Here is an 11,846-nt window from a genome sequence, read left to right as displayed (position 1 = left end):
GGGCTGGCTCCCACAGTTTTGTCCGGTGTTTACACGGCTACCGCACGCGGCTCTGTACGACGCAACGCACGAACCTTCTGCAGCGTATCCGCGCAAGTGCGCGCCGCTTCCTGACCTTTATGCACGAAGTGTTCGAAGAAGAACTTCTGATGCTCGTCGCCAGCATGGAAGTGATGCGGGGTCAGCGATACCGAGAACACCGGCACTTCGGTTTCCAGCTGAACCTGCATCAGGCCGCTGACCACCGACTGGGCAACGAATTCGTGACGGTAGATGCCACCGTCGACAACCAGGGCAGCCGCAACGATGCCGGCATACCGACCGGTCTTGGCCAGCAATTTGGCGTGTAGAGGCATTTCAAAGGCGCCGCCGACTTCGAAGATATCGATGTCCGATTCCTGATAACCCAAAGCAATCATTTCGGCGACGAAGCCTTTACGGCTCTGGTCGACGATTTCCTTGTGCCAGCAGGCCTGGATGAACGCAACGCGTTCGCCGTGTGGGTGTTTGCTTTTGCTGTCGATAGCGGTGGGTTGCATGTTCTGACTCCTGTTTGTGTGAAAAACAGGGCGTTATGAATCGAAAGGGATTCAAGGGTGCGCACACGCACAACATTGCGCGGACGGCCCTTTGGCGTTAATCCCGTTCTCTCTTCATCCGGACTATGACCGTCGGCCCCGGAATCACACCGGGTCTGCTGACCTTGCCGTCGATCACAACCGAAGTCGTGTTCGCCGCCAAGCGCTCGCGGGCTATGCGCATTGCGCGCAATTACCGCCGGTGGGGAATTGCACCCCGCCCTGAGAACGTTTTTGCCGCCCTTTCTCGGGCGGCGCAGCGTTTTTAACACAGATTGTGTATCTGTGCATTGCGCCTTTCTGATGATTGCCATCGAATTTTCTGGCGGTTCGAAACGACTTTTCCTTGCGCAAGGGTTGATTAATCCACGCAATGACCGCAGTAATCTCACTTCGTAAAGGGATTTCCCCTGCTGACTTGAGGCCAGGTTCATGAGCGTTATCGATCTTCGCAGCGACACCGTCACCCAACCGACTCCCGCCATGCTGGACGCGATGACTGCGGCAGACACCGGTGATGACGTTTACGGCGAAGATCCTACGGTCAATCGTCTGGAGGCCGAGCTGGCCAAACGCCTGGGATTCGCCGCCGCGCTGTTCGTGCCGACTGGCACCATGAGTAATCTGCTGGGGTTGATGGCGCACTGCGAGCGCGGCGACGAATACATCGTTGGTCAGCAGGCGCACACCTACAAGTACGAGGGTGGCGGCGCGGCGGTGCTCGGTTCGATCCAGCCGCAGCCGCTGGAAGTGCAGGCGGACGGTTCGCTGGATCTGGATCAGGTCGCGGCTTCGATCAAACCTGACGACTTTCATTTTGCCCGTACGCGTTTGCTGGCGCTGGAAAACACCATGCAAGGCAAAGTGCTGCCGCTGGAGTATCTGGCGCGCGCTCGACGCTTCACCCAGGACAACGGCCTGCAATTGCACCTCGACGGCGCGCGCCTTTACAACGCGGCGGTCAAGCTGGGTGTCGATGCGCGGGAAATCACCCAGCATTTCGATTCGGTGTCGGTGTGCCTGTCCAAAGGCCTCGGCGCGCCGGTGGGTTCGGTGTTGTGCGGCTCCGAGCAACTGATCGGCAAGGCCCGCCGTTTGCGCAAAATGGTCGGTGGCGGGATGCGTCAGGCCGGACTGCTGGCGGCGGCGGGGTTGTATGCGCTGGATCACAACGTCGAGCGTCTGGCGGACGACCACGCCAACGCAGATTTTTTGGCCGATGGTCTGCGTGAAGCAGGTTTCATCGTCGAACCGGTGCAAACCAACATGGTTTATGTGCAAATGGGCGACAAAGCCGAGGCGATCAAGGCGTTTGCCGCCGAACGCGGGATCAAGTTGAGCGCCGCTGCGCGTCTGCGTATGGTCACGCACATGGACGTCAATCGCTCGCAAATCGAGCAAGTGATCGCGACATTCGTCGAGTTTTCGCGCAAGTGACAGCGTTAGCCGTCCAATTGACCGTTTCTATCGTATAAACACGCTGTACCCCGCGCGCAGGGCCGATATAATGCGGCCCTTTGCCGTCGCTTCGTCTGTTGACGTTTCGAACAGGCCTTTGGCCGCAGCCTCCGTGGAAGAACCTAATGAAAAGCGCAGAAATCCGTGAAGCCTTCCTTCGCTTCTTCGAAGAGCAAGGCCACACCCGTGTAGCCTCCAGCTCTTTGATTCCGGGCAACGACCCAACCCTGCTGTTCACTAACGCGGGGATGAACCAGTTCAAAGACTGCTTCCTGGGCCAAGAAAAACGTGCGTACACCCGTGCGACCAGCAGCCAGAAATGCGTGCGTGCCGGTGGCAAGAACAGCGACCTGGAAAACGTCGGTTATACCGCTCGTCACCACACGTTCTTTGAAATGCTCGGTAACTTCAGCTTCGGTGACTATTTCAAGAAGGACGCGATTACCTACGCGTGGACCTTCCTGACCGGCGTGCTGCAACTGCCGAAGGAAAAACTCTGGGTCACCGTCTACGCCTCCGACGACGAAGCGTATGACATCTGGACCAAAGAAATCGGTGTGCCGGTCGAGCGAATGATCCGCATCGGCGACAACAAAGGCGCGCCATACGCCTCCGACAACTTCTGGACCATGGGCGATACCGGCCCGTGCGGCCCATGCACCGAGATTTTCTACGATCACGGCGACCACATCTGGGGCGGCCCGCCAGGCTCGCCGGAAGAAGACGGCGACCGTTACATCGAGATCTGGAACAACGTGTTCATGCAGTTCAACCGCACCGCCGATGGCGTGTTGCATCCGCTGCCAGCGCCGTCGGTCGACACCGGCATGGGCCTGGAGCGGATCAGTGCGGTGATGCAGCACGTCAATTCCAACTACGACATCGACCTGTTCAAAAACCTGCTGAAGGCCTCGGCTGAAGCCATCGGTTGCGAAAACGGCGACCAGTCGTCGCTCAAGGTTGTTTCCGACCACATTCGTTCTTGCGGTTTCCTGATCGCCGACGGCGTGCTGCCGTCCAACGAAGGTCGCGGTTATGTGCTGCGCCGGATCATCCGTCGCGCCTGCCGTCACGGTAACAAGCTGGGCGCCACTGGCAGCTTCTTCTACAAGATCGTTGCCGCACTGGTTGCCGAGATGGGCGAAGCCTTCCCGGAACTGAAGAAGCAGCAAAGCAACATCGAGCGCGTCCTCAAGGCCGAAGAAGAGCAGTTCTCCAAGACTTTGGAGCACGGCCTGAAGATTCTTGAGCAGGATCTGCTGGAACTCAAAGGCACCGTGGTGCCGGGCGACGTAGTGTTCAAACTCTACGACACCTACGGTTTCCCGATGGACCTGACCGCCGACATCGCCCGTGAGCGCAGCCTGACTGTCGACGAAGCTGGCTTCGAGCGCGAGATGGAAGCCCAGCGTGTTCGTGCGCGTTCGGCCAGCTCGTTCGGCCTGGACTACAACACTTTGGTCAAGGTTGATGTGGCCACCGAGTTCACCGGTTACAAAGACACCAGCGGTTCGGCAAAAATCGTCGCTATCTATAAAGATGGCCAGTCGGTCGACGTCTTGAATGAAGGCGAAGAGGCGGTGATTGTTCTGAATCAGACGCCGTTCTACGCTGAATCCGGCGGCCAGATCGGCGACTGCGGTTATCTGCAGGCCGGCAGCAGCCGTTTCGACGTGCGTGACACCACCAAGACCGGCGGCGCGTTCCTGCACCACGGTGTGCTGGACTCGGGCAGCCTGACCATCGGCGCGCCAGTTGAAACTCACGTTGATGCCGAAGTGCGTCATGCCACTTCGTTGAACCACTCGGCCACGCACTTGCTGCACGCTGCACTGCGCCAGGTGCTCGGAGAGCACGTTCAGCAGAAAGGTTCGTTGGTCGATAGTCAGCGCCTGCGTTTCGACTTCAGCCACTTTGAAGCGATCAAGCCTGAGCAAATCAAAGCGCTGGAAGACATCGTCAACGCCGAGATTCGCAAGAACTCCGCCGTTGAAACCGAAGAAACCGATATCGAAACCGCGAAGAACAAAGGCGCGATGGCGCTGTTCGGCGAGAAGTACGGCGACAACGTGCGCGTGCTGAGCATGGGCGGCGATTTCTCCGTCGAACTGTGCGGCGGTATCCACGCCAACCGTACCGGCGACATCGGCCTGCTGAAAATCATCAGCGAGGGCGGTGTGGCTTCAGGTGTGCGTCGTATCGAAGCAGTCACCGGTGCTGCGGCACTGGCTTACTTGAATGCTGCAGAAGAACAACTCAAGGAAGCGGCCAGCCTGGTCAAGGGCAGCCGCGACAACCTGATCGACAAGCTGTCGGCTGTGCTCGAGCGCAATCGCCAACTGGAGAAGCAACTCGAGCAGTTGCAAGCCAAGGCGGCGAGCGCGGCGGGCGACGATCTGTCGAGCTCGGCACTGGACGTCAAAGGCGTGAAGGTTTTGGCCGCACGTCTGGATGGTCAGGACGGCAAGGCGCTGCTGGCGCTGGTTGATCAGTTGAAGAACAAACTCGGCCGCGCAGTGATCCTGCTCGGCGGTGTCCATGAGGAAAAGGTCGTTCTGGTTGCAGGCGTAACCAAAGACCTGACTGGCCAACTCAAAGCCGGTGATTTGATGAAACAGGCTGCTGCGGCAGTGGGCGGGAAGGGCGGTGGTCGTCCGGACATGGCGCAGGGCGGCGGTGTCGACGCCGGCGCGCTGGATGGCGCACTGGCGCTGACCGTTCCATTCGTCGAGCAGGGTTTATAAGACGGCCCGTCGGGCCCGCAGTCTAGTGGCGGGCCCGGCGGCTGTTCGAGTGATTATTGGGCGCCCTTCATGGGCAGAGGCGGCTTTGAAATGGCTTTGATCGTACAGAAATTTGGAGGCACCTCGGTCGGTACTGTCGAGAGAATCGAGCAGGTCGCCGACAAGGTTAAGAAATTCCGCGATGCCGGCGATGACCTGGTGGTTGTGCTGTCTGCAATGAGCGGCGAAACCAACCGTCTGATCGATCTGGCCAAGCAAATCAGTGGCGACGGCCAACCGGTTCCGCGTGAACTGGACGTGATCGTTTCCACCGGTGAGCAGGTGACGATTGCCCTGCTGGCCATGGCGCTGATCAAGCGCGGTGTGCCGGCGGTGTCGTACACCGGTAATCAGGTGCGGATCCTGACGGACAGTGCGCACAACAAAGCGCGTATCTTGCAGATTGATGACCAGAAGATTCGTGGTGATCTGAAAGCAGGTCGCGTGGTGGTTGTCGCCGGTTTCCAGGGCGTCGACGAGCACGGCAACATCACCACCCTCGGTCGTGGCGGTTCCGACACTACCGGCGTGGCACTGGCTGCTGCGTTGAAGGCTGACGAGTGCCAGATCTACACCGACGTCGATGGTGTCTACACCACTGATCCGCGTGTGGTGTCGGTCGCTCAGCGCCTGGACAAGATTACCTTTGAAGAGATGCTGGAAATGGCCAGCCTCGGTTCCAAGGTGTTGCAGATCCGTGCGGTGGAATTCGCCGGCAAGTACAACGTTCCGCTGCGCGTACTGCACAGCTTCAAGGAGGGTCCGGGCACCCTCATTACTATTGATGAAGAGGAAACCATGGAACAGCCGATCATTTCCGGCATCGCTTTCAACCGCGATGAAGCCAAGCTGACCATCCGTGGCGTGCCAGACACCCCGGGCGTGGCGTTCAAGATTCTCGGCCCGATCAGTGCCGCGAACATCGAAGTCGACATGATCGTGCAGAACGTCGCTCACGATAACACCACCGACTTCACGTTCACCGTGCATCGCAACGACTACCAGGGCGCACAGACCGTGCTGGAAAACACCGCTCGCGAGATCGGTGCCCGTGAAGTGGTTGGCGACACCAAGATTGCCAAGGTCTCGATCGTTGGCGTCGGCATGCGTTCCCACGCTGGCGTGGCCAGCCGCATGTTCGAATCCCTGGCGAAAGAAAGCATCAACATCCAGATGATCTCGACCTCGGAAATCAAGGTTTCCGTGGTGATTGAAGAGAAGTACCTGGAACTGGCCGTGCGCGCCCTGCACACGGCTTTCGAACTGGATGCTCCGGCCCGTCAAGGCGAGTAATTCCATTTCTTGAAGGGCGCGGTCTGACCGCGCCCTTTATTTTTTGAATGGCGCGAGCCCCTGAACTGTTCTTTTGCTCGCGCTGGTCAATACTCAGGCATGTAGGGCTACGATCGCTCCGGTTGTAGGTCGGGTGCCTTTTTTTTGCAGACTGTTGTCCCTGAACTGAATTGCGTGAGGAGAAAGGTATGCTGATTCTGACTCGTCGGTGCGCAGAAAGCCTGATTATCGGTGATGGCGAAATCACCGTAACCGTGCTCGGCGTTAAAGGAAACCAAGTGCGTATCGGTGTGAACGCACCGAAAGAGGTTGCCGTGCACCGTGAGGAAATTTACCTGCGTATAAAGAAAGAGAAGGACGAAGAACCAAGCCATTAATTTTTATCGATTTTTATGTTTGCAAACGGGGAAAAGGTTGGTTAAGATACGCCCCGTGTTGCGGAGAGCTGGCCGAGTGGCCGAAGGCGCTCCCCTGCTAAGGGAGTACACCTCAAAAGGGTGTCGGGGGTTCGAATCCCCCGTTCTCCGCCATTATTTGCTTAGTACGTCGTAATCTGGCTTTTTCTGTAAGTTGTTGAAATTAATAGAAAAAGTGGTTGGAATAGAGATTAGACGGGCTATAATGCGGCGCAACAAATGCACTCGTAGCTCAGCTGGATAGAGTACTCGGCTACGAACCGAGCGGTCACAGGTTCGAATCCTGTCGAGTGCACCATTTAAGAGTCAGTTACAGCGATGTAGATGACTTGGCTTCAACCAGATGTGATCTGGTCTAAAAACACAAATGCACTCGTAGCTCAGCTGGATAGAGTACTCGGCTACGAACCGAGCGGTCACAGGTTCGAATCCTGTCGAGTGCACCATTTAAGAGTTAGTTGCAGCAATGCAGATAACTTGGCTTCATCCAGTTGTGGTCTGGGCTAAAAACACAAAATGCACTCGTAGCTCAGCTGGATAGAGTACTCGGCTACGAACCGAGCGGTCACAGGTTCGAATCCTGTCGAGTGCACCATATACCGAAAAGCCCGCGTTTAACGCGGGCTTTTTGCTGTCCGGGTTTTGGCTTTTTCCTTCACGCATCCCCTCTGATCAAAATCGACTTGTGCAGAACGGCCTCGCTTGAGGTCATAGCGATAGGTTGTTGTCGACGTTCTGATATTTATCTTGTCCGGTTTGCCTAAAGCGCTTTCGACATCCTGTGCACTCATCCCGGCAATCACTCGCCGATTGATGATGGCTTCGCGGCGCTGCCTCGCATCTATGACGTTACCGCATAGATGTTGTGCACCGCCGGCGACGCCGGGCTCTCGACCTTTAGTGCGTGTACCGGATGTTTTTTCGTGATGGGCCTCCGGCATCACTGCTATGACGGATCCGGGCAAGTAGGGGTGAACCTCTTGCTCTGAAAAGCTTTCACCGTGGGCACAACTCATTGAAGTGAATGTGATGCTGCCGTCCGCCGCTTCGCAGCGATGCAGGCTTGCCGCGAAACCGCTAAGCGGTAGAAAAAGCAGGCAGGTGAGTAGTAAATGATTGGATTTCAATGGCACTCGATGTCCTCCATGACGATCTACGCTCAAGGATAGTCGCTACATTTTCCACTGCCGGTGTGTTTTCTTTTCAGGATGAGTCGTCGCATTTGCACGGATCAGGACGGCGCTCAGGTTTGTTCTGCAAGCGCTTGTTTCCGCCGCGATTTTTTAACGTTTTAAACCGTCAGGCGGTGTATCATTGCGCCCGTCAGCCCCGCCGGGGCTTATGGAAAACCTCCATGGACTTACCCAGTAGTTACTCAGTACCCCGTTTTTCCAATCATGAATTGACTGATTGATCCTTCCGGCGTGCCCCGCTGCTGGGAGTGGAGTTCGCCTATGTCTGAAATCGAAGTAAAGAAAACACAGGACAGCCTGCAGGATCGCCTGGCGCAAGTCGTCGAGTTGCTGCAGCGTCAACGGGTCGTCGAAGACCTCACTCATCGCCAGGAAGGCGCGCATCACGACCGGGTCGAAAACCTGGTCCACCGGCAAAATCTTGTCGAGCTGCAACGCAAGCTCGATGATTTGCACTCCGCCGACGTCGCCTACATCCTTGAAGCCTTGCCGCTGGACGACCGTCTGGCGCTCTGGCAATTGGTCAAGGCCGATCGCGACGGCGACATTCTTCTCGAAGTATCCGACTCCGTCCGTGAAACGCTGATCGCCGACATGGACGATCACGAGCTCTTGGCTGCGGCCAAGGACATGGACGCCGACGAGCTTGCTGACCTGGCTTCCGAGCTGCCGCGAGACGTCGTCCATGAGTTGATGGAGAGTCTGGATAATCAGCAGCGTGAGCGCGTGCGTTCGGCCCTGTCCTATGACGAGGAGCAGGTTGGCGCACTGATGGACTTCGAGATGGTGACCATTCGTGAGGATGTCAGTCTCGAAGTGGTTCTGCGCTACCTGCGTCGGCTCAAAGAGCTTCCTGGTCACACCGACAAACTGTTCGTGGTCGATTATGACGGCGTGCTCAAGGGTGTGTTGCCGATCAAGCGTTTGCTGGTCAATGATCCGGACAAACAGGTTGCCGAGGTGATGGCCAGCGATCCGGTGAGTTTCCATCCGGACGAGGACGCTTACGACGCCGCGCAGGCATTCGAGCGTTACGACTTGATCTCCGCCCCGGTAGTCGACAAGAACGGCAAACTGATTGGCCGTTTGACCATCGACGAAATGGTCGACCTGATTCGTGAAGAGAGTGAGACCGAAGTCCTCAACATGGCGGGTCTGCGTGAAGAGGAAGATATCTTTGCTTCGGTCTGGAAGTCGCTGCGCAACCGTTGGGCGTGGCTGGCGATCAACTTGATCACCGCATTTGTGGCTTCGCGGGTAATCGGCCTGTTCGAAGGTTCGATCGAGAAGCTGGTAGCACTCGCGGCACTGATGCCTATTGTGGCGGGTATCGGTGGTAACTCTGGCAACCAGACGATCACCATGATCGTCCGCGCCATGGCGCTGGACCAGGTCAGCACTGGCAACACCTCTCGCTTGATGCGCAAGGAGCTGGCGGTGGGCCTGATCAATGGCTTGGTCTGGGGCGGTGTGATTGGCGTGGTTGCCTATCTGCTTTACGGCAGTTGGTCACTGGGCGTGGTCATGACCGCGGCAATGACGCTTAATCTGCTGCTGGCGGCATTGATGGGGGTGTTGATTCCGATGACCCTGGCGAAAATGGGCCGCGACCCAGCGATGGGGGCGAGTGTGATGATTACTGCAATGACCGACAGCGGTGGCTTCTTCATTTTCCTGGGGTTGGCGACAATCTTCCTGCTCTGATACTGCCGTATCGAAACAGCCCGCCAATCGGCGGGCTTTTTTATGGCTCTGAAAACTCAGAATCCGGGCAAAAAAAAGCCAGCGGTTAAGCTGGCTTGAGATGTTCGGTATGGCTCAGGACGCGTCTGCTGCCATTTCGGCATCGTGGGCGATCAAGGAGACCAAGGCGTTCTGCTGGCGGTGAGACAGTTGGCGGAAACGTTGCAACAGCTCGCGTTCGTGCAGCGACAGCTCGGGGCTGTCCAGGCGCATGCTCAGCTCTTCGCCCAATGCACCTTCCTGAATAAGACTCTGCTCAAGGCGCGCAATGATCTCGGAGTTCATGCTGCGATGATGATTGCGAGCCACCTCGGCAATGCGTTCACGCATTCCGTCTGGCAGACGTACGACGAACTTGTCAGCCGTACGGCTGGAATAAATTGCCTGTTTCAATGGGCGCATATATTTAACCGGTTAGTTCAGGGGAGCGGTTCTCGGGATTGGCCGCAGGATGTGTGGTAGGACAAGCATCCGCGCCAAATGGTTCAACCTGAATTGTTAAGAGGCGCGCATCATGCCTCAAAATTGCCAGATCATTGGCGTCAATTCTGTGACAAATATTGAGCCGGGTAAAGGCGTAATGCCAGCACCAATTGTCAGAAATGCGGACTGGTTTGAAAACTTCATCCAGGCACGCATCGGCTTACGCATTCCCAATCCATATCAGTTGATGCCCGAGGGCATCAGAACGTGCATGCTATGTGGCTTTCTATTCTCGTTACTTGTCTTGTACAGGATAGTGGCAAATTGCCGATTTGCTAGAGGCAGGCGCGCGCCAGAGAGGTTTTCAGGATGGGTGGCAGACTTATTTATCTGATGGGGCCGTCAGGCTCCGGAAAGGACAGTCTGATCGAGGCTGCGCGACTTCCATTGCAGGCGATGAATTGCGAAATCGTGCGCCGGGTTATCACAAGATCGGCAGAGTCGGTGGGGGAGGACGCCAGGGGCGTGTCGCCTGAAGAGTTCGAGCGACTTGAGCGCGCTGGTGATTTTGCCTTGGCTTGGCGAGCCAATGGTTTGTCCTACGGAATACCCGTACAAATTGACCAGTGGCTGGAAGATGGGCGAGATGTACTCGTTAACGGATCTCGCGCCAATCTGCGTCACGCGGTTGAGCGCTATCCGACGCTCACAGCGGTTCTTTTGACCGTTAAAGACGAAGTGTTGCGTAAGCGACTGCTTGTACGGGGCAGAGAGACGCTTGAGCAGATCGAGGATAGGATCGCTCGCAATGCGTTGTTCCGAGACAGGCGTTCAAGTGATGTAGCGGTCCATGTAATCGACAATTCCGGTGCGATCGTCGATGCGGTCAACAATCTACTGGGTTTGGTTCGACTCAGCGCAGCACCGGATCAAACTTGATCCTGCGTCCGGCTACCAGCGCCAGCATGAACAAAACTGCAAATACGCCGCAGGAAACAAGGGGGAGTGTCACTTCGGTTTCGCCAAACAGTGAAAAATGTATAACGCCACTCAGTAGGGCGAGGATCAGAAATCCGGCAGCTGCCTTGGACATGTTGTGCTCCTGAAGATATTTCAAAAAACTAAGCGTTCGGTTGCCAGTGCCTGAGCTTGTTCGGGCTCGCTGACCATTTGACGTGTCACATTGCTCTGATCGCTCAATACTGCCCATTGAGGCGTTCTCTGCACCTGCAAGTAGTGCGGCATGCGCTGAGCAACAGTGTCTGAAGCTCTTTCCTCGGGGAGGAGGTGGGATCCCGCTAAAACTGCTAGAGCAATCGCATTTGCGAGCAAGAGAATGCGGTTCATGGGCTGAGGCTCCGGTTGTTCTTTTATAAGAGCAAGCAAAGCAGTCCCCATGCCAACAGTCTATCCGCTGTTAAACTCTTTAAAAACAAGCGTTTGCGTTGTTATCTCGGGTGGATTGAATTGCAATCTGCAATGATGGCTTTTTGGGAGGAGTGCAAAATGCACGGTAAAACTTCCTTCAGTGCTGTGGGATGCCTGCCTACACTTAAAAAGCCCGGTGGATGACATGACAAATCAGGGCTCGCCCGTTAACATGCACGCCGTCCGTCGTACGGCATTCCTTGTCCGCGACAACCGTGTGTCTCAGTAGCTCAATTGGATAGAGCATCCCCCTCCTAAGGGGAAGGTTGGCAGTTCGAACCTGCCCTGGGACACCATCTATTGTTTGTTCCTCTTTTTTACTACTCACCCGCTTCAGATCGATAAGCGTTTGCTGAGTGTTTGCTGCGCGTTGCATTTGCGCGATCTCCATGCCTGTCGGCTTGTCATTGGATTTCATTGAGATCCTCGGCTGCATCTATATAGAAAGGGACATTTCAGGTGTTTCGATAGAAAAACGAAATTAACGGTTGACGGCAGATCTCAGGTGTCTATAATTCGCCCCACTTCCGG

Annotated in this window: 11 protein-coding genes, 5 tRNA genes and 1 riboswitch; of the genes, 11 read left to right on the top strand and 5 right to left on the bottom strand. The window is 56.3% G+C overall.

Translation table 11 applies throughout. The features are described from left to right. Positions 1 to 29 precede the first annotated feature (29 nt). On the bottom strand, positions 30 to 539 hold the full coding sequence (locus AC3Y64_RS21175; protein WP_016983960.1) for a 6,7-dimethyl-8-ribityllumazine synthase: 510 nt from the start codon (positions 537 to 539) through the stop codon (positions 30 to 32). Between the two features lie 101 nt (positions 540 to 640). Further along, a riboswitch (FMN riboswitch) is annotated at positions 641 to 812 on the bottom strand. Positions 813 to 1,010: 198 nt separating this feature from the next. Between AC3Y64_RS21175 and ltaE the strand changes: the two genes are divergently transcribed. The 8 genes from ltaE (at position 1,011) to AC3Y64_RS21135 (ending at position 7,123) form a co-directional block, all read left to right on the top strand. Continuing rightward, positions 1,011 to 2,015 (top strand): low-specificity L-threonine aldolase, encoded by a 1,005-nt coding sequence (gene ltaE / locus AC3Y64_RS21170; protein ID WP_489985140.1) that lies wholly within the window; start codon positions 1,011 to 1,013, stop codon positions 2,013 to 2,015. A gap of 146 nt (positions 2,016 to 2,161) precedes the next feature. Then, positions 2,162 to 4,780 (top strand): alanine--tRNA ligase, encoded by a 2,619-nt coding sequence (gene alaS, locus AC3Y64_RS21165; protein WP_489985139.1) that lies wholly within the window; start codon positions 2,162 to 2,164, stop codon positions 4,778 to 4,780. Between the two features lie 90 nt (positions 4,781 to 4,870). After that, on the top strand, positions 4,871 to 6,112 hold the full coding sequence (locus tag AC3Y64_RS21160) for an aspartate kinase (protein WP_221734381.1): 1,242 nt from the start codon (positions 4,871 to 4,873) through the stop codon (positions 6,110 to 6,112). Positions 6,113 to 6,300: 188 nt separating this feature from the next. Beyond that, entirely contained in the window at positions 6,301 to 6,489 is a 189-nt protein-coding gene (csrA, locus tag AC3Y64_RS21155; protein WP_002554426.1) for a carbon storage regulator CsrA, read from the top strand. Positions 6,490 to 6,551: 62 nt separating this feature from the next. Beyond that, a tRNA-Ser gene (locus AC3Y64_RS21150) sits at positions 6,552 to 6,642 on the top strand. Between the two features lie 107 nt (positions 6,643 to 6,749). Further along, positions 6,750 to 6,826 (top strand) — tRNA-Arg (locus tag AC3Y64_RS21145). A 71-nt stretch (positions 6,827 to 6,897) separates the two neighbouring features. Then, positions 6,898 to 6,974: transfer RNA gene (locus AC3Y64_RS21140), tRNA-Arg, on the top strand. A gap of 72 nt (positions 6,975 to 7,046) precedes the next feature. Further along, a tRNA-Arg gene (locus tag AC3Y64_RS21135) sits at positions 7,047 to 7,123 on the top strand. Between the two features lie 19 nt (positions 7,124 to 7,142). Here AC3Y64_RS21135 and AC3Y64_RS21130 read toward each other — a convergent pair. Continuing rightward, on the bottom strand, positions 7,143 to 7,661 hold the full coding sequence (locus AC3Y64_RS21130; RefSeq protein ID WP_489985138.1) for a cell envelope protein SmpA: 519 nt from the start codon (positions 7,659 to 7,661) through the stop codon (positions 7,143 to 7,145). 321 nt (positions 7,662 to 7,982) lie between these two features. On the opposite strand from AC3Y64_RS21130, the gene mgtE reads away from it, so the two are divergent. Beyond that, on the top strand, positions 7,983 to 9,425 hold the full coding sequence (mgtE, locus tag AC3Y64_RS21125) for a magnesium transporter (protein WP_489985137.1): 1,443 nt from the start codon (positions 7,983 to 7,985) through the stop codon (positions 9,423 to 9,425). 114 nt (positions 9,426 to 9,539) lie between these two features. Here mgtE and AC3Y64_RS21120 read toward each other — a convergent pair whose 3' ends face one another. Next, entirely contained in the window at positions 9,540 to 9,866 is a 327-nt protein-coding gene (locus AC3Y64_RS21120; RefSeq protein WP_003178899.1) for an Arc family DNA-binding protein, read from the bottom strand. Between the two features lie 390 nt (positions 9,867 to 10,256). On the opposite strand from AC3Y64_RS21120, the gene phnN reads away from it, so the two are divergent. Then, the gene (phnN, locus tag AC3Y64_RS21115) at positions 10,257 to 10,826 is read left to right on the top strand and encodes a phosphonate metabolism protein/1,5-bisphosphokinase (PRPP-forming) PhnN (RefSeq protein ID WP_489985136.1); all 570 of its coding nucleotides are present in this window, start codon (positions 10,257 to 10,259) and stop codon (positions 10,824 to 10,826) included. Here phnN and AC3Y64_RS21110 read toward each other — a convergent pair. Both AC3Y64_RS21110 and AC3Y64_RS21105 read right to left on the bottom strand, forming a co-directional pair. Then, on the bottom strand, positions 10,801 to 10,980 hold the full coding sequence (locus AC3Y64_RS21110) for a PA3371 family protein (protein ID WP_489985135.1): 180 nt from the start codon (positions 10,978 to 10,980) through the stop codon (positions 10,801 to 10,803). The genes phnN and AC3Y64_RS21110 overlap by 26 nt on opposite strands. Positions 10,981 to 11,000: 20 nt before the next feature. After that, a complete protein-coding gene (locus tag AC3Y64_RS21105) occupies positions 11,001 to 11,234 on the bottom strand; it encodes a hypothetical protein (protein ID WP_489985134.1) in 234 nt (77 codons plus the stop codon). 300 nt (positions 11,235 to 11,534) lie between these two features. Here AC3Y64_RS21105 and AC3Y64_RS21100 point away from each other — a divergent pair. After that, a tRNA-Arg gene (locus tag AC3Y64_RS21100) sits at positions 11,535 to 11,611 on the top strand. Positions 11,612 to 11,846: the final 235 nt, after the last annotated feature.

It is taken from the genome of Pseudomonas sp. 4CAES_32.4, assembly GCF_058136335.1.
This window is presented reverse-complemented; position numbering and strand designations above follow the sequence as displayed.